Below are 18,588 nucleotides of genomic sequence, written 5' to 3'. Positions count from 1 at the left end.
AAAAAGATACACTTTTTTAGTGTATCTTTTGTGTATCGTTTTTTATGTATTTTTAATAATCTGATATGTATAAAATATCTCGCTATCATCAAACTCTATTTTCAGTGTATCACGTAAGTAGCTCAATGCAAGGACAACTCGATCATAAATCGGGTCATGTTTCATTAAATCAATATCTTCGTCCAGTACTGTTAGTGTATCATTCCGCAATACACGTTCAATCGAGCCAGCAACATGGAGTGAAAAATTTGTATAAAAGGCTGGATTATCAGTCATCTTTAAACTTGACACTAGTAACTCAGCCACATGCCAAATTGGATCCAATAGCTTTTTAGGATTAATAAATGTAAAGCTTTTCAACATAAATTCTAAACAAAGTTCTTTGGCTTCCACCATGTCTAGTTTAGGATGATGTTCTTCATACTGACTTTTAATAATATTCAGGATTGTTTGCTTACCTTCTACAGAAAACAAAATATCCATCGGGATAAAAGGAATATCCGTATTTGGTTTTGTGATGCCCGTAATAGCAATAACTTTATTTGTTTTCTCTATTTCAGCTAACCGTTTGGTAACTTCTAAAATCGAAACTGGGAATACCGTAATATCATGATTTTCTCCCAAGCTACTTTGAATATATTCGTCGAGAAGAGTTTTCATTCTCTGAGCGGTTCCTTGACCAGAGGCGCAAATTGCCACAATGGCTTTTTTGGACGAATCAAGTAAATTAGCATTTTCAACTTCTGCAACTTGTTTCGAATAACCATGAAAATCTGCCAATGCACGATGCAGTTGATTAATATCTGTTTCAATCAAACTAGATTTTCTAGCTGCCTCTAAGACTGTGGCAGTCGTTACCATATCAACTGTTTTCACCAAAATATTGGTTTGATTTTGAATATCCCCCGAAAAAGTCCCTAGTGAGCCCATATCGACTAACAGCAATACACCACTGCCTTCATTGACAGCAACAACTTCTTTAACAATTTTTTCTTTCGCATCTTTCGGCGACATATCAAGTGGCATGTCCACACTGCGAATATTATCTACACTTAAAAGTTGTGTAACAACTTGTACCATACTCGAAGCAGTTGTATTGCCGTGAGCTGCAACAACTATCCCAATTCGGCCATCTGATTTGTTTTCTTTTAGTGAAACAAGTAATACCGTTAAATAATTAATTTCTGAAGCAGGAACTGAAACATGATGCTCTTCTTCAATAATAGTTTTAATTTCTGAAGCAGTTTGATACTCTGCGGGGTAATGAATAACCATTTTTTCGATACTCTCATTATCTTGATTTGACTGATGAATTCCCATCTGCAGTCGACTTAAAAATGAACTGATGTGCAACCCCATTGCATACAGAAAATTTGTTTGAAAATCATAATTTAATGCTTGTTTCGCAAACTCATAGATAATTTTGGTTGTGTTAATGACGGGCTCGGCCATAATCTCTAGTAATTGATTATCAGTATCAAAACTAAATCCATGATTTCGATAGAATGATTTCAAATGAACGTTGATATCCGTTGAAATAAAATGATTGATTGCCTCTTGATTAAACCCCTCATCTTTTAAAACAGCCGCTTTATCACCAATAATTTCATATAAATTATACGGTAATTCATATGAGTCTGTCTCAAATGTATAATGTTCTTCATTAGGTGTCACAATCATCTTCTGGGGAATAAAGTAAGCTAACTCAGCCATATCTTGACGATTCATGGCCAACTTGGCAAGCCCTTCTTTAATCGACTCATTTAATTCATTTACTGTAATAAGCAATTCGTCCTTATCCATATGATTTAAAAAAGCCCTAGCAGACACTAACTGTACATTCGACTTCAATTGGCCCACATTCCCGTAGCCAACACTACCAATCAAAGCTTTTACAACGTCGTCTGTTAAAATAATCCGCCGCTGGATTCTTTTGGCTTCCATTGACATCATCACCCGGACTAAATCAACTTTTTCCTTTTCAGGGCGATCAACAAAATTCGGTAATTGAATAGTTATTGGTATCCTTCTGACAAACGTATTTAACAGTGCCGAAGATGGATCTTCCGTTGTCGCACAAATTATTCTAACATTCGCGCTGTTCTGTTTTGTTGTCTCACCTAAGCGAGCGTACTTTCCTGTATCCATAAAATAAAAAACCATCTCTTGTCCTTCTGGCGGCAATCTGTGAATCTCATCCAAAAACAGAAAACTATTATCTGCTAATGCTAACAGACCATCTTTTGTCTCAGTTGCTCCCGTAAAAGCACCTTTTGCATGTCCGAACAAATGACTCATCAACAACTCCGGATTACTGGCATAATCAGCACAATTAAAAACTATCATATCTTTATCTTCGGCCACAACCTGCCGTTGTTTTGCGAACTGAAACATCGTATGGGCAAAGTATGTTTTCCCTGACCCAGTCGGACCGACAATAAGACAGTTCAAACCCTTTGGCGGATATAGAATTGAAGCCTTGGCTTGTTCCACAGGATTTCTCATACTGCCATTAGCCCCAACAATTCGATTAAAAATATCACCTGACATAGACATCGATGTATCATATAATTTTGTGTTTCTAGTGGGAACGATATCTGACTTTGATGTTTCTAAATAACTTTCGACATGTTTTGTTAATGGTTTATGACGTAATACAGACCGGCAGATATACCGAACCGGACGACCATCAACTTTATCTAAAATCCCTTCTTTGACCAAAGTATTTAAATCCTTACTTGCATTGCTCCGTTGAATAGCCAAAGCCTCGGCCACTTCGAGTGTCGTAACACCTGAAATATCAGCCGAATTAGTCTTATCCAATAATACTGTTTGCGATTTCACCCAATCATACACACGATCGATTCGTTTCAACTTCATCATCCTTTTATCTATGACTTTCTTTGTCTAGTGTATCAAAAAACGATACACTAGTATATAAAAAAAGAAACACACTACTTGACGTAATGTGTTTCCCTGTAGTTCCCTAAAGTTGCTTTCTTTTGTTTTGAGAATTTTACTATTTGTTTTTCATTAACTAAAAATACCCTAAAACTAAAAACCCGTTCACCTTTATTTAAATATACTTCAACAAAACTGTTATCTACAAATATATCAACTGTAACATTATTCTCAAAATAGTCCCCTGCCTTAATCGATCGGACTTGACCATAGCCTTCGTCTATTTTAGCAGAAAGCGATCCACGATGAATACTTACTAAACCTGTTTCTACTTGATTACTGAACACCCAGTAATCATCTTCCGAGCCTACTTTTAATTCAAAGTTTTCATTAATATTTATATCAAAAGATACGTGATAATGTTTGGTATTCGGGAATAATTCTTTAACTTTTTTGCACTGATTCAGTTCAAAAGAATTGGTTAATTCTTCAATAGGGTAACGGTATAAGCGATTATTATGTATAGATAAATTTTGTGACATCGTCAATCCATGTTTCCACATCTCATCATCGGTTGGATATATCTGTTCACCGCACCCAAACCAGCCGATCATTAATGATTGATCTGCTCTACCATAAAAAGTTTGCGGTGCATAAAAATCAAATCCGCTGTCTAATTCATCGAGCATTTCAACTTGGAACGTTCTATTTTTAACATCCAGCTTACCGATTAAGTAAATCGCTGCAAATCTATTTTGAAAACGGTACTTTTCTCGCTTCACACCCATTGGCGACAAAATCAAAACATCTTTGCCATCTATTCTTGTTAGACTGGGACATTCAAGCATATAGCCTTTATCAATCGGCAAATCAATTGTCCCTAAATATTCCCAGTGAAATAAGTCATCACTTTTATAGAGTAGTATTTCACCAATATCCCCAAAACCGATTCGCCGCTGTCCATCAGCAAATCGACTACCGCCTAACAGCATATAAAAATTCCCATCGCGTTTGAAGACAAAAGGATCACGTAATTCATCACTGAAACCAGTCGGTGCTCCCTCAATAATAGGATTTCCTGAATATTTCTCGATTTTACCGGTTTGATCCATTACTGCCAAAGCTTGTTTGGCAATTTTACCATTATCTGTTTTATAGTTTGCAGTATAATATAAGTATAATTTCCCTTCATACTCAAAAGCATTTCCTGAATAGGCACCATGTCGTTCATATTCTTCATCTGGAATAATAGCATATCCTTGATCTTCAAATGAAACCAAATTATCACTAGTCGCATGTCCCCAATGCTTCATACCATGAGCAGCATCAAATGGGAACCATTGATAAAACACATGATACTTTCCATTAAAATAACTTAATCCATTGGGATCATTCATTAAACCCGTTTTAGGGTAGAGATGGTACTTTGGTAAAAAACGGCTGGTTTGTACATATTGTGCGACCTCATCCAAATAATTATCCCATTCAGGAGAATAAAATGTATATTTTTCAATTGATTTTTTCTTCACTAAACCTCTCTCCTTATAATCTATGCAAGTCTTATTTTTCCTGTTAAAAACAAACATTTATTGATTGGTTAAAACTTTACCCCTACCGACTTCAGCACCTTTAACACCACGTGAATTATTCCAAACAAATAAGATAACAATTGGTAAAATAAATGAAATTAAATTGCCTATGACATAGAAAATAATCGTTGGCGGATTTGAAATAGTTAAACCCGGCAAGACCGTCAAAGCAAATCCATTAGCTTTAACATCAAATAGCTTCATGAAGGCTCCGCCGATTCCGGCAGAAAACGCAGCCGAGAAAAATGGAACCATTGAATCACGCATATTAACAGCAAAAATCGCAGGCTCGGAAATTCCGACTAATGTTGGAATAAAACTTGATAACGCAACTTCACGTCTTTTTGAATTCTTTTTAGCTAACAAATACATACCGATTGCCGCACCTCCCTGTGCAATGATAGACACAGACCATAACGGCTGGATATAATTAAACCCTGTTGTTGCCACTAATTGAGCTTCAATTCCTTGAATAGCATGCTGAGTCCCAGTGACAGTTAACGGTTGGAGCATTGCTGCAAAAACAAAGGCTCCAAAAATACCTGCACGATTATATAGGACATCAATCACCCAACCTAATCCATCACCTATCATATTGCCAATTGGCCCAAAAACTAGAAATAGTGCTGCGGCGGATACAATAATTGTGACTGTTGGAACTAAAATAAAACTTAAAGTTTGCGGTGATTTTTTCTTAATAAATTTTTCAGTTTGAGCTAAAAACCATGCTGTTAAAATTGCCGGAAAGACCCCACCTTGGTAACCAACTTGCGGAATTTGAAAACTGAAAAAATGCCAAACATCTAATTTATCAAATTCACCTGCCAGATAAACACCCCGGTCTAATAGTTGCGGTGTTACCATAACAAAACCGACGACTAAGCCTAAAACAGGACTCCCACCAAAACGTTTAACCGCAGAATACATGACTAATACTGGTAAATATGCAAAGGTTGTGGCAATAACCTCAAAAAAACGTGCTAAGTCTTGAGCCCACATCCAATTTTCTGCCATAGATCCACCCAAAAAGCCAAAATGAGTCGTTAACAATGCTCGTAATCCGAGAATCATAGCAGCACCTACAAACGCAGGTATAATCGGTACAAAGATATCAGAAAATACTTTGAATGCTTGTTGAAGTTTATTTTGTTTTTTTGTTCCTGATTGTTTTACATCTTGCAACGAGGCCTCTTTAATACCTGCACATTCTTGAAAAGCAGCAAAAACTTTTTCAACTGTTCCAGGTCCAAAAATAATTTGTAGTTGACCACTATTAAAGAAAACGCCCTTGGCACCTTCAATGCTTTCTAATTCTTCTTTACTATATTTTGTATCGTCTTTTAAAACTAAACACAACCTAGTAACGCAATGAGCTGCATTCTCAATATTATCCTTGCCGCCTATTGCCGCTATAACTTCTTTAGCTATACGATTGTAATCCATAATAACCCACCTTTTCCTATTTATTATTTTATTTTTGGAACGTTCCAATAAAAGTGTTAAAAATAAAAACATTCCTATGCACCTATTATTATAAATGGAACGTTTTCATTTTTCAAGCGTTTTTTAACTTTCTCTTTTTGTAGTTATCCCTTCAGTAAAAGTGACAGGTAAAATATGCTTTTTTTGAATTTGTTCTTTAGTTCGCGGCAGCTGTAATAATTCTTTTACTGAAATTTCTGCTATTTGTTTTACTGGTTGACGTATTGAAGAAACTAGTTGCTCTTCATTTTTAAAATTTTTTGCTCCATCAAAACCGATAATTTGAACATCTTTTGGTATCTGAATACCCAGTTCACTTAAACTATTTATACAATACTGTGCATATCTATCCGTTGCTGCAAATATTCCATCATACTTCACGCTTTGGCTATAAATTTTCTGAATTTCTTTTTTTAAATTTTTCTTAAAATCTTCTGAATCACTTCGTTCCACAAATGTGCCAAACGATAAATTATACTTCAAACAAAAACTTTTAAAACCATTTAAGCGCTCAATGACACCCAGATTATTTTCAATATCACGACCCACCATTAGTAGCCTCTTGGCCCCTAACCTATGCAATACGTCTGCTGCAAGTTCTCCTCCTTGGAAGTTATTGCTAGTAACATACGGAATCTTATTATTAAAATATCGTTCAATGGATACTATTGGAATATCTGAAGTAATATATGGAGAAATATCGCTATAAGAAATAGTTATAATTCCTTGGACTTTCTGTTCTTTCGCCATGTTAATATATTCCATTTCTTGTCGGTAGTCATCTTCTGAATTACATAGAATCATTTTTAATTGATGATTTCTCAATTCTTTTTCCAGATAAAACGCCAATTCTGAAAAAAATGGATTCCAAATTGTCGGTAAAATAAAGACAACAATATCACTCTTTTGTGTTTTTAAAAAACGTCCTGCCATATTAGGTACATAGTTCAATTCTTTAATTGCAGCTTCCACTTTAATACGTGTACTTTCTTTAACCTTTACCCCATTAATATAATTTGATACAGATCCTCTAGACACTCCTGCTAAGCGAGCCACATCGTTCATATCAGTCAATTTTATCACCTCTTTTATATTCAATTTATACTATAATCTCCATATTTTTGCAATTTTTCTTTTTAAAAAAAAGCTCACTGAAAAATATCCAGTGAGCTTTAATAATAACTTTTTTACTATTTTTACTTAATATATTTTGCTGATTGTTCCCCAGCCTGACGACCAAATACAATAATGTCTCCTACTGAGTTGCCGCCGATTCTATTTTCACCATGAAGACCACCTGTTACTTCACCTGCTGCGTATAATCCAGGAATTGCCTTTCCGTCCTTAGTTAAGACTTCAGTCTTATCATTAATTTTTACGCCTCCCATAGTATAGTGAATACCAGGAGCTATTTTAATTGCGTAGTATGGCCCTTTATCTAAAGGTTGATCCATACCAGTTGTACGATTAAACAAAGTATCTTTCTTATCGGCAACTGCTTTATTCCAATCAGTTACTGTTTTTTCTAAATCGGTATCTTTGACACCAATTTCTTTTGCTAAATCTTTAACTGAATCACCTTTTTTAACAAAGCCTTTTTTGTCATAAAAATCAATAGCTTTAACACGTTTACGAACTCCGCTGTCAAAGACTAAATAAGCTGACTTATCATCTAATTTATTAATAGCCGCTGATACTTTATCACGTGTATCCAGTTCGTTTACAAAACGAGTACCATCTTTGGATACCAAGATACCGCCTTCGCCACGAACAGCTTCACCAATTAAGATTCCTGTATCTTGTTGAACTGTTGGGTGAATTTGGATTTGATCCATATCCACTGTTTGTCCGCCAAGTTTTTCAATCATTTTAATACCATCACCAGTACTTCCCTCTTGGTTAGTTGTCACATAACTTTTTAATTCAGGTTTCTCAGCTTCGATCATTTTAGCATTTGCACCATAACCGCCAGTAGTTACAACAACTGCTTTCCCTTTAACTTCTTTTTCCTCTTTTGTTTCTTTCATCTCAACGGTTACACCGTCAACTTTTCCATCTTTTTCCTTAATATCCGTTACATCGGCATTAACAAAAATCGGAATTTTACGGTCATGTACATTTTTCAGTAAACCGTGAACCAAGTATTCACCAACTGCTGAACCATCTTCTGGACGATGTGTACGTTTTTCACTCATACCACCAGTAATTGTTAAATTATTTAAACGAATTCCCATTGAATCCAACCAATCAATAGCTGATGCCGAATGGTCTACATAATAACGCAATAATTCTTTATCATTTGTTTCATGTCCACCTTTAAGAGTTTCTTCATAGAATTTATCGTTGCTATCTTCGATACCTTGCTCTTTTTGAAACTTAGTTTCAGAAGCATTCATTCCACTAGAAGATTTCAATGTATTACCGCCAGCCACAGGCATTTTTTCTAAGATAACAGGATTTTTTCCATCTTCTTTTGCTTGAATAGCCGCAGACATGCCCGCACCACCAGCTCCAACAATAATAATATCATAATCTTCTTTTAAATCTTTAGGATTTGTATACGCTTGCGCAGAAGCTCCAGAATCCGCATCTGTACTAGATTTTTCAGTTTTAGCTTCTTTCTTACTAGTATCTTTCGTCTCTGTTTTTCCGTCACCACACCCCGCTAGAATTACCAACAATGCTGAACTTAGCGTGATTGTTTTTAATAACTTGCTCTTCATATAAATTCTCCTTTTACGTTTTGTTCAGTATGTAACAACACTTCTAGATTTTACCCTATTTTTTAACCGATTACAATCCTTTTTATAATTTTTTCACAGATTATAAAACGTTCTTCATAAAGTAAAAAGTCATTGATAATTTTGTTATCAATGACTTTTATTTTTTGTTTATCTATCTTGTTAGTTTCTTCATGTATTGAACGTAAAATTACTTGATTAAAAATCTTGCACATTAAATAAATAACGCTATAGTAATGATTCAGCACCATCTACATATAACTCTGTGCCAGAAACATTACCCGAATCTGCAGATAGTAAGAAAGCAATTGTATTAGCTACTTGATCTGGCTGACCAGTATCTTCTTTCAATGGTCGTTCACCCTCAGGAAATTCAACCTTGATTGCCACTTCTTCGGTTTCTTTGGCAATGATAGTCTTACTATTTATTGCTGTATCTATCGCACCAGGGCAGACTGCATTCACCCGAATATTATCACGTCCCAACTCGAGAGCGGCCATCTTCATTAAGGCAACCTGTCCAGCTTTTGATGTACTGTAGGCACTCGCTCCAAAATTATTATAAATTCGATTACCATTAATTGAACTTGTGATAACAATTGCTCCGCCATTTTCTTTTAAATAAGGGATTGACGCTTTTAGAGAAATAAAGGTACTCGTTAGATTCGTATTCATTGTCTTATGCCAATCTTCTAATGACAGTGTCTCAATCGGAGCCCAAGTTCCGTTAATTCCTGCATTACATGCTAAACCTTCCAAGCCACCCATTCTTTCGACTAATGAGTCAATTGCATCTATCAGTTCCTGTTCTTTTGAAACATCAACAATCTCATAATAGGCTTCACCATTGTTTGCCCGGATATCTCGTACGATACCGTCTAGTGACGATTCACTAATATCAATCACTCCGATAATTGCACCTAATTCAGCCAATTTTAACGCAGTCGCTCGACCAATGCCAGACCCAGCTCCCGTGACAATTATTCTTTTATTTCTTAAATCAATCATTCGAAACACCTTCCTCGTCTTAATTAGGTAGTACGAATTAATTATATCATCATCTTATATTTGCACAAGAATTATAAAAAACAACATTCTCTTTGACAATTTCTATCAATATGTTTGCTGTTAATTCCATTGCTTCCAGGGTGATAAACTCATATTGACCATGAAAATTCTCTCCACCTGTAAAAATATTTGGTGTCGGTAAGCCCATTAAAGAAATTTTTGAGCCATCTGTACCACCTCTAAATGGTGTGATAATCGGTTCAATTTGATTTTTTTTCATTGTATGTAAAGCTAAATCTACACAGCGCATCTGCTGCATGATGACTTCTTTCATATTGTAATACTGATCCTTCATTTCAAGAGAAATCCTTGGTGAGTCAAATTGTCTATTTAGTTCAGCAACAATTCGCTTAAGCTCATTTTTACGATGGGCAAATAATACTTGGTCATGGTCTCTAATAATATAGGTCATTTGTGCACAGCTGATAGTTCCAGATAAATCATGCAGTAAATAAAAACCTTCATAACCTTTAGTATGCTCTGGCACATCCATTTGGGGTAAACAACTATCTATTTGATAAGCAATTTTTAGCGCATTAACCATCATGCCATATGCTGTTCCAGGGTGCACACTTGTCCCAGAAATAGTCAGTATAGCTTTTGCCGCGTTAAATGTCTCATACTCAAAATGTCCGATTCGGCCGCTATCTACTGTATATGCAAAGTCTGCCGGAAAATCTGCTGTATCGACATGTGCAATAAACCCAATTGCAGGTATCATATTCTCTGTATTTTTAGTCAAACACCCAGTTAAAAATGCATTCTTTGTATTATACTTAATTTTACTGAGTCCCTGTTGTTCCAACTCTTCTTGTAATATCAACAGCAGTTCCGTTTGACCCGATGTGGTCGGAATGGTCAAACTATTAGCATCTGACCGAGTATTAATTTTAACGTAACGTAAAAATCTTTCTAATATTTTAGACATAACTACACCTCTTCCAATTTCTATCATTATACCGAAAAACAAAAAAACTTCACCAGTTAAAGGCAAAGTTTTTTATGATTTATTCATAACGTAAAGCAGTAATAGGGTCCAATTTAGCAGCTCGTTTAGCTGGGAATGTACCGGCCAAAAATGCAATCAGCATAATAATGAGAATAATTATAGCAATCGGCTGAACACTAAATTCAATCAGTGTCAAACCATCTAGATTCTTCAAAAATCCTTGTGCCGCATAATGGTTAATCAATTTGCCAGCACCCATTGCACCTAAAACACCTAGAATGGAACCCCAAAAACCAATCAATAACGCTTCAACACTAAACAAGGTAAAAATTTTACCGCCACTCATCCCCATCGCCTTCATCAAGCCGATTTCACGAGTTCGTTCTTGCACTGACATATACAGTGTATTGATAATACCAAAGCTTGCTGCCAATAAAGCAATCCCACCAAACATAGTCAAAACACCTGTGATTCCATTTATTACACTCTTAACCATGCCGATACCATCTTCAATCGTTTGACCTGTGAAGCCTTCTTTAGATAAACGTTTTTTTAATTGATTGATATCTTCAGTTTTATAAGATGAATCCATGAGAGCTGTAGCCAATGGGATTTTATGTTTCATATTATCGGGTAATCCTGTTTCGTTAATCGCTATTAACTTATCAGATAATGGTTGATTTGTTAAACTTGTTCCGTTTTGAATAATACTTTTCGCACGAATACCGGTAATTTTAGCTTTAACTGTTTCTTGCTTTCCAGAAGCAGTTTCTGTAACCCCCAGTGTCACTTCTTTACCAACAGCATCCTTATTATTTTTGAAACCTAATGTCTTAACATAATCTTCTGACAGATTTAATTCATAATCTGACGTATCATTGTTTACTTGTTTACCGGTGGCCTGGTCAACCTTTACACCCGTATCTGGCTGAGCAGACATTTCATATTTCTTCGTTCCATCTGCTTGAATATAGTCCATCGTGTACATCTCAAAAGGCTGTACCTTCTTAAGTCCTTTGATGTCTTTTAATTTTTCAATATCTTTTTGACTCAAAAAATTTTGTTCTGAATTTGGCTTAGAACCTTCTTTATATTCCTTAGGACCTTTATTTTCTGACATCACATTATTACTGTTATCATCGTTCTTAGGCATAATCATGATTTGATCAGCATCGCCTAGGCTGCTCAACTGCTTATCCACATAATCATTAACACCTATATTAATACCGACTGTTAAAGATATTGTGAAGGCTCCAATAAAAATAGCAATGATTGTCAAAATCGTGCGACTTCTGTTCCTGAATAAATTTGCATTTGCTGAACGAATAATATCCCATAGTTTCATATTTATAAATCCTCCCCAACAACCAGCCCATCACTGATTTGAATTTGACGGTCACAACGCTTTGCTAAATCAGGATCATGTGTGACGATAATTAAAGTAATACCTTTTTCTTCTTTTAATGAAAAAAGTAATTTTTCGATTTTTTCTCCTGTTGTTGAATCTAAATTACCAGTCGGTTCATCCGCAAAAATAATACTCGGATCATTCACTAGTGCTCTAGCGATACAAACTCTTTGCTTTTGACCACCTGATAAATCATTGGCCTTATTTTTTGCCTTACTTTCTAATTCAACGGCTTTTAAAGCCGCCATCCCCTTCGCATCACGTTCTTTACGTGACATACCAGAAATTTTCAAAGGCAGAACAACATTCTCTAAAACGGTATCTTGAGGATTCATGAAAAATTGTTGAAAAACAAAGCCAAATGTTTCGTTACGAATATGATTTAATTCTTTCTTTTTAACATCTCTAACATCTTTATCTAAAATTCGAATCGACCCACTTGTCGGCTTATCTAACAAAGCTAGAATATGCATTAATGTCGATTTCCCTGAACCGCTCTTTCCGATAATCGCTACTGACTCACCCTTATTAATTTGTAAATTAATCCCTTTTAACGCCTCAAATGCTGTATCACCTGAGCCGTAGATCTTTTTCAAATCTTTTACTTCAACAACTGTCATTACCATCCCCACCTTTTTTTGATGATACTATTATAACATATTTAAATAAAATGTATTATGGTACTTTAGCTGTATTTTTAAATAATATTCATCGTAAAATGAATATATTCTATTTAATCAGTTATTTTTTGAATATTTTAAAATTTTTATTGCATAATAATTCATAAAAGAGTATACTTTTAAAAAAGACTAATAGGAGTTGTTACTATGAAGAAAATTTTCAGCAAAATGGCAGCAGCCATTTTCATCATCTCGACCATCTTGACGATGATTATACCAAGCTTCGCATCAGCAGCTGATGCAGATCCAGTATTAGATAAAATTAAGGAGAAGGGTACACTAACCGTAGGGCTTTCAGCTGACTACGCTCCTTATGAATTCCACGCAACTGTTGATGGAAAAGATGAAATCGTCGGTATTGATGTCGATATTGCCAAAAAAATTGCAGATGATATGGGCGTAAAGTTAAAAATTGAAGAATACGGTTTTGACGCTTTATTAGGTGCGTTAAAAACTGGAAAAATTGATTTGATTATTTCTGGTATGTCGCCTACCCCTGAAAGGCTGCAGGAAGTAAACTTTTCTGACGCTTATATGCAAGCCACACAAAATGTCATTGTTCGAAAAGAAGATTTAAGCAAATATAAATCAATTACTGATTTTAACGGTGTTAAAGTAGGTGCGCAAAAACAATCATTACAAGAAGAACTAGCTAAAAATGAATTGCACGCTGACGCAGTTTCTTTACAAAAGCTTCCAGATATTATGTTGCAGCTGCAAAACAAAAAAATTGATGGTGCTGTTGTAGAAGGTGCCGTTGCCGAAGCCTATGTCAATCAAAATGAAAGTTTAGCGTTTGCTGATGGTGTAAAATTTAAAAACACAGACAAACAGAATGCAATCGCAATTCCTAAAAACGCACCCGGTTTATTAGCAGCTGTTAATCAATCGATTGCTGAAATAAAAAAAGATAATCTGATTGATGTCTATAAGAAAAATGCTTCTGATTTAATGATAGAAAAAAAATCTTTCTTCAAAAAATATGGCAGCTATTATGTTAAAGGTGTTGGCTACACATTATTCTTAGCCTTTATCGGTGTTTTATTCGGTGCTGTTCTAGGAACAATACTAGCCTTTATGAAACTATCTAAAAACAAGCTGTTTAAATGGATTGCAGTCGTTTATATTGAATATGTTAGAGGAACACCATTATTAGTTCAGATTTTTTTAGTTTTCTTTGGATTTGGTGCCATTGGATTAAACATGAGTGCTTTGATGGCAGGCTGTTTGGCCCTAGCACTTAACAGCGGTGCCTATGTTGCTGAGATTATCAGAGCCGGTCTAAATGCAATCAATAAAGGACAGATGGAAGCTGCTCGTTCACTTGGAATGAATCATGTACAAGCTATGCGCTATATTGTTCTGCCGCAAGCGATTAAAAATATTCTACCTGCACTCGGTAATGAGTTTGTCACAGTTATCAAAGAATCGTCAGTCGTTTCTGTTATCGGTGTTTCAGAATTAATGTTCCAAGCTGGTGTTGTACAAGGAGCTAGTTTCAAACCATTCTTGCCTATAGTAATTGCTTCTATTTTATACTTTATTTTAACCTTTACTTTATCACGTTTATTAGGAGTTGCTGAAAGGAGAATGGGTGCTAATGATTAAGATTAAAGACTTAAAAAAATCGTTTGGAGATAATGAGGTCCTAAAAGGGATTAATGCAGATGTACATAAAAATGAAGTGGTCGTAATTATCGGACCTTCCGGAAGTGGTAAAAGCACCTTGCTTCGCTGTTTAAATTTATTAGAAGTCCCTACTTCTGGTCAAATTGATTTTGAGGGAACTAATTTATTGGACCCTAAAGTTGATATCAATCAATTAAGAGAAAAAATGGGTATGGTTTTCCAAAATTTTAATTTATTTCCACATAAAACAGTTCTAGAAAATTTAACAATTAGCCCAATCAAGGTCAAGGGAGAATCTGAACAAATTGCCAGTGATACTGCACTTTCCCTACTTGAAAAAGTAGGTTTAAAAGACAAAGCCAGCAGCTATCCTTCACAATTATCCGGTGGTCAGCAGCAACGCGTTGCAATTGCGCGTGCTTTAGCAATGAAACCTGATGTCATGCTATTTGATGAACCGACTTCCGCACTTGATCCTGAAATGGTTGGCGAAGTGTTAAATGTTATGAATGCTCTAGCTAAAGAAGGAATGACAATGGTCGTAGTAACACATGAAATGGGCTTTGCTAAGGAAGTAGCCGATCGAGTTATTTTCATGGCTGATGGATATATTCAAGAAGAAGGGACACCAGAAGAATTATTTAATCATCCAAAAAATATACGAACACAAGACTTTTTAAAGAAAGTGTTATAAACTATAGAACAAAGAATCTATTCTTTGTTCTATTTTATTAAAAAACAGGAGGTCATTTTAATGGATAACACGTATTTAGCAACATACTATCAGCAACCAGCAGATAATTTGTTAATGGAATTTATTTCTGCTGCCAGCAAAACAGAAAATTTACTAAATTTATCAATCGGGGATCCGGATTTAAAGACACCTGACAGCATTATTGAAGCGGCCTTTAAAGATGTGATGGCGGGGCATACACACTATACGGCATCTAACGGAAGTGCTGATTTTATTAACAGTATACTCACTTTTTATAAGCGTCACTATCAGTTAGACTTTAAGCCAGAGCAAGTCCGAGCAACAGTCGGTGCCCTACAAGGTATGTATTTGACAATGCAGGTTCTGCTGAATAAAGGTGACGAAGTTATCATTCATGAACCTTTTTTCTCACCATATAAAAATCAAGTCCTTGAGGCTGGCGGAACTCCTGTCATTATTCCCACATACGAAGAGGACGGTTTCCAAATAAATATTGATATATTAAAAAAAGCAATTACTCCAAACACAAAAGCCTTAATTATTAATTCACCGAACAACCCGACTGGGGCAGTTTTTTCTGAGAAAACAATTAAGGCCATTGCTGAATTGGCCATTAAGAACAACTTTTATATTCTATCCGATGAAGTCTATGAAGCTTTTAGTTTCTATGAAAATTTCGTCCCTATGGCTAAATATGCGCCAAATCACACCATTACCTTCAGTAGCTTTTCGAAAGCTTTTGCAATGACAGGATGGAGAATTGGCTATATGATAGCTCCTGCTTATATCAACGAAGCATGTGCACTATTAAATGAAGATATTACCTATTCTGCACCCACTCCATCTCAACGAGCAGGAATCTATGCAATAAATCATTATGAAACAATCACACCAACCATCACAGATACTTTTAAGGAACGTTTAGATTTTGTTGACGAACAAGTCCAAAATTGTCCTTTTCTAAGTTTACATCCAGTTAAAGGTAGTATGTATGCTTTTATCAATATTTCTAAGACAGGGTTAACATCTGTTGACTTTGCCATGAAGTTGCTTAAAGAACAGCAAGTCTTGGTAATTCCGGGAAAAGCCTTTGGTGACAGCGGTGATGATTATGTCAGATTAGCAGCCACACAAAGTCTAGCAGTTTTATCAGAGTCATTTGAACGAATCAATCGATTAAAATTTTAAAAAATAAGATCGCATGCTGAATAATAGCTTGCGATCTTATTTTTTTATGATAGTTCTTTAAAGTGATACATCTCTGTAGCGTAATCTCCTTTTAATTGTGGATCAACATAAAATCCGCTGTACATCAGTTCATCACCATATGCTTTTTGCCCCCGACAGTCATAAACTTTGTCTTTTGCTAAACCGTCCAATGTCAACTTAACTAATGGATAAGATTCTTCTGATAGTACTCTAAAGTAGAAAACAATTGCTTCACTTTGATCTTGATTAACATACATCCACGCCACGTCATTTGATTCATAAGGACTTAATAAGCGAATAAATGTACCATATTGTAATAAATGACGGTGTTCTTTATAAAAAGCAACTTGCTCTTTTATCTGATTCTTTTCTTCATCTGATAATAAACTTAAATCTAATTCGTAACCAAAGACACCTGACATTGCTACATTTCCACGAATTGATAAGCTTGTTTCACGTTCTGTCTGATGATTTGGAATAGCAGAAACATGAGAACCCATGGTTGAAGTTGGATAAAACATACTTGTACTATACTGAATATTTAGGCGAGCAATCGCATCAGTATTATCACTTGTCCACGTTTGTGGCATGTAATATAACATACCTGCATCAAAACGTCCACCTCCACCTGAGCAGCTTTCAAACAATACTTCTGGATATTCTGTCGTGAGTTGCTCCAAAAGATCATACAGTCCAAGCATATAACGGTGAGACACACTACCTTGATGTTCTGATGTTAAATTATTTGAATAAACATCTGACATATTTCGATTCATATCCCATTTTATATAATCAATCGCGACGTTATCTAAAATAGCTGTCATCTTTTGATAAATATATTTGCGAACATCGGCTCTCGAAAAATCTAATACTAGTTGACCACGACTTGGTGAACTTGCTCTATCAGGAATTTTAAGCACCCACTCAGGATGAGTTTTAAATAATTCGCTAATTTCTGAAATCATCTCTGGTTCAAACCATAAACCAAACGACATACCTTTAGCGTGCACTTTTTCAGATAAACCTTTCAATCCATTTTTTAATTTTCCTTCATTTTCAAACCAATCACCTAAAGATGAGTTATCATCCTCACGTTTACCAAACCAACCGTCATCAAGTACAAATAATTCGATACCTAAATCGTGTGCCTCATCGACAATTGCCATAATTTTATCTTCATCAAAATCAAAATAAGTCGCTTCCCAATTATTAACTAGAATCGGTCTTTCTTGGTTTTTATAATTTCCTCTAATTAAATGTTTATTAATCACTCGATGATTCGTTGCAGATAAGTCATTAAGACCACGACTTGAATAACTCATAATAACTTCTGGCGTTTGAAAGTTATGTCCCGGTGTTAATAACCAATTAAAATCAAATGAATTGATGCCTAACATAATTCTTGTTTGTTGGTAAGGATCTTTTTCAATTTGAATTTCATGATTACCACTATATACTAATGAAAAGCCAAATGCTTCGCCTTGCTGTTCAGTCGTTTTAGGATCAGCTAAAATAATAACTGGATTTTGTTGATGACTACTTGAACCACGCTTACTGTCTAATTTTTTTTGGCCCGAAGATATTTTTTCACGAACTAACTGACGTTCTCTCGCCCAAGTCCCTGGAAAATGAATTAAGTCTAAGTCACAACTTGCGATATCCATCGACATACTTGCAACTTTTTGTAATCTGACGTCGTCTACCCCATTATTTTTAAATAAACTAGATCGTGTTATGACATTTTCAGCAGCAAAAATAGTATATAATAAATCAACCGTCATCTGTGTTAGCTCATCAATTAACGTGATGATTAAAGTTTCAGCTTCATCATCTCGCGTTGTATATGTCGCTGGTAATCCAGCTAATTTAGGCTTGCCTTTAACAATTTCATGCGTTAAATATTTGAAGTCGGTTACCTGTGTTCCATTTTTATGATAAATCATGTGAGCTGGTTGTCTAAAGTCACCATTACCAAAACCAGGATACTCCATCAATAAAGTATCTAATGAATACATTCTATCAGTACTTCCTGGTAAATTTGGTGAGAACGAGCGATTAATCCGTGGATAATCGGATAACCCATTGTACTCTTTAATTTTACGACCATAATACAAATGTGCTAGATAACCACCTTCCTCAATTGTCATAATATAGCTGATTGAATTATTTGATAGATGAAACGTTTTATTTTCTGAGTTAAATGTAATTAATGGCATG

Annotated in this window: 13 protein-coding genes; 3 read left to right on the top strand and 10 right to left on the bottom strand. The window is 35.3% G+C overall.

Going from position 1 to position 18,588, the window contains the following annotated elements; all coding sequences use genetic code 11:
* Positions 1-42: 42 nt before the first annotated feature.
* The 9 genes from CBF37_RS05415 to CBF37_RS05375 all read right to left on the bottom strand — a co-directional run bounded on the left by CBF37_RS05415 (position 43) and on the right by CBF37_RS05375 (position 12,758).
* Complete coding sequence (locus CBF37_RS05415) at positions 43-2,880, bottom strand: sigma-54-dependent transcriptional regulator (protein ID WP_125983735.1); 2,838 nt, start codon at positions 2,878-2,880, stop codon at positions 43-45.
* Between the two features lie 74 nt (positions 2,881-2,954).
* Positions 2,955-4,430: a glycoside hydrolase family 32 protein gene (locus CBF37_RS05410; RefSeq protein ID WP_165866646.1), complete on the bottom strand. Its 1,476-nt coding sequence runs from the start codon at positions 4,428-4,430 to the stop codon at positions 2,955-2,957.
* 57 nt (positions 4,431-4,487) lie between these two features.
* Positions 4,488-5,933, bottom strand: coding sequence for a PTS transporter subunit EIIC (locus CBF37_RS05405; protein WP_125983733.1), 1,446 nt, complete (start codon positions 5,931-5,933; stop codon positions 4,488-4,490).
* Positions 5,934-6,056: 123 nt separating this feature from the next.
* Positions 6,057-7,037 carry a LacI family DNA-binding transcriptional regulator gene (locus CBF37_RS05400; protein ID WP_240626670.1) on the bottom strand — a complete coding sequence of 327 codons (981 nt, stop codon included), beginning with the start codon at positions 7,035-7,037 and terminating at the stop codon, positions 6,057-6,059.
* A 131-nt stretch (positions 7,038-7,168) separates the two neighbouring features.
* The gene (locus CBF37_RS05395) at positions 7,169-8,695 is read right to left on the bottom strand and encodes a flavocytochrome c (RefSeq protein ID WP_125983731.1); all 1,527 of its coding nucleotides are present in this window, start codon (positions 8,693-8,695) and stop codon (positions 7,169-7,171) included.
* 246 nt (positions 8,696-8,941) lie between these two features.
* Positions 8,942-9,721, bottom strand: a complete 780-nt coding sequence (locus tag CBF37_RS05390) for an SDR family oxidoreductase (protein ID WP_125983730.1) — start codon at positions 9,719-9,721, stop codon at positions 8,942-8,944.
* 49 nt (positions 9,722-9,770) lie between these two features.
* A complete protein-coding gene (gene pepT, locus CBF37_RS05385; protein WP_125983729.1) occupies positions 9,771-10,709 on the bottom strand; it encodes a peptidase T in 939 nt (312 codons plus the stop codon).
* A gap of 79 nt (positions 10,710-10,788) precedes the next feature.
* Positions 10,789-12,075 (bottom strand): ABC transporter permease, encoded by a 1,287-nt coding sequence (locus CBF37_RS05380; RefSeq protein WP_125983728.1) that lies wholly within the window; start codon positions 12,073-12,075, stop codon positions 10,789-10,791.
* Positions 12,076-12,077: 2 nt separating this feature from the next.
* A complete protein-coding gene (locus tag CBF37_RS05375) occupies positions 12,078-12,758 on the bottom strand; it encodes an ABC transporter ATP-binding protein (protein ID WP_125983727.1) in 681 nt (226 codons plus the stop codon).
* A gap of 207 nt (positions 12,759-12,965) precedes the next feature.
* On the opposite strand from CBF37_RS05375, the gene CBF37_RS05370 reads away from it, so the two are divergent.
* Genes CBF37_RS05370 through CBF37_RS05360 form a run of 3 tightly spaced genes read left to right on the top strand, consistent with a single transcriptional unit; the run spans position 12,966 to position 16,350 of the window.
* Complete coding sequence (locus CBF37_RS05370) at positions 12,966-14,426, top strand: ABC transporter substrate-binding protein/permease (RefSeq protein WP_125983726.1); 1,461 nt, start codon at positions 12,966-12,968, stop codon at positions 14,424-14,426.
* Positions 14,419-15,141: an amino acid ABC transporter ATP-binding protein gene (locus CBF37_RS05365; protein WP_125983725.1), complete on the top strand. Its 723-nt coding sequence runs from the start codon at positions 14,419-14,421 to the stop codon at positions 15,139-15,141. Before CBF37_RS05370 ends, CBF37_RS05365 begins: the two co-directional genes overlap by 8 nt.
* Positions 15,142-15,201: 60 nt before the next feature.
* On the top strand, positions 15,202-16,350 hold the full coding sequence (locus CBF37_RS05360) for a pyridoxal phosphate-dependent aminotransferase (RefSeq protein ID WP_125983724.1): 1,149 nt from the start codon (positions 15,202-15,204) through the stop codon (positions 16,348-16,350).
* A 44-nt stretch (positions 16,351-16,394) separates the two neighbouring features.
* Here CBF37_RS05360 and CBF37_RS05355 read toward each other — a convergent pair whose 3' ends face one another.
* Complete coding sequence (locus tag CBF37_RS05355; RefSeq protein ID WP_125983723.1) at positions 16,395-18,587, bottom strand: alpha-galactosidase; 2,193 nt, start codon at positions 18,585-18,587, stop codon at positions 16,395-16,397.
* Between the last annotated feature and the right edge of the window lies 1 nt (position 18,588).

The sequence above is a fragment of the Vagococcus vulneris genome (assembly GCF_003950515.1).
GTDB lineage: Bacteria > Bacillota > Bacilli > Lactobacillales > Vagococcaceae > Vagococcus > Vagococcus vulneris.
Note: the sequence above shows the minus strand (reverse complement) of the source record. Positions and strands in the feature narration are given on the sequence as shown.

What these genes read in the sequence shown, in the direction of transcription:
- CBF37_RS05415 (WP_125983735.1), bottom strand. Translation starts at nt 2,880, where the DNA reads ATGAAGTTGAAACGAATCGATCGTGTGTATGATTGGGTGAAATCGCAA.
- CBF37_RS05405 (WP_125983733.1), bottom strand. Translation starts at nt 5,933, where the DNA reads ATGGATTACAATCGTATAGCTAAAGAAGTTATAGCGGCAATAGGCGGC.
- CBF37_RS05400 (WP_240626670.1), bottom strand. Translation starts at nt 7,037, where the DNA reads ATGAACGATGTGGCTCGCTTAGCAGGAGTGTCTAGAGGATCTGTATCA.
- CBF37_RS05395 (WP_125983731.1), bottom strand. Translation starts at nt 8,695, where the DNA reads ATGAAGAGCAAGTTATTAAAAACAATCACGCTAAGTTCAGCATTGTTG.
- CBF37_RS05390 (WP_125983730.1), bottom strand. Translation starts at nt 9,721, where the DNA reads ATGATTGATTTAAGAAATAAAAGAATAATTGTCACGGGAGCTGGGTCT.
- pepT (WP_125983729.1), bottom strand. Translation starts at nt 10,709, where the DNA reads ATGTCTAAAATATTAGAAAGATTTTTACGTTACGTTAAAATTAATACT.
- CBF37_RS05380 (WP_125983728.1), bottom strand. Translation starts at nt 12,075, where the DNA reads ATGAAACTATGGGATATTATTCGTTCAGCAAATGCAAATTTATTCAGG.
- CBF37_RS05375 (WP_125983727.1), bottom strand. Translation starts at nt 12,758, where the DNA reads ATGACAGTTGTTGAAGTAAAAGATTTGAAAAAGATCTACGGCTCAGGT.
- CBF37_RS05370 (WP_125983726.1), top strand. Translation starts at nt 12,966, where the DNA reads ATGAAGAAAATTTTCAGCAAAATGGCAGCAGCCATTTTCATCATCTCG.
- CBF37_RS05365 (WP_125983725.1), top strand. Translation starts at nt 14,419, where the DNA reads ATGATTAAGATTAAAGACTTAAAAAAATCGTTTGGAGATAATGAGGTC.
- CBF37_RS05360 (WP_125983724.1), top strand. Translation starts at nt 15,202, where the DNA reads ATGGATAACACGTATTTAGCAACATACTATCAGCAACCAGCAGATAAT.
- CBF37_RS05355 (WP_125983723.1), bottom strand. Translation starts at nt 18,587, where the DNA reads ATGCCATTAATTACATTTAACTCAGAAAATAAAACGTTTCATCTATCA.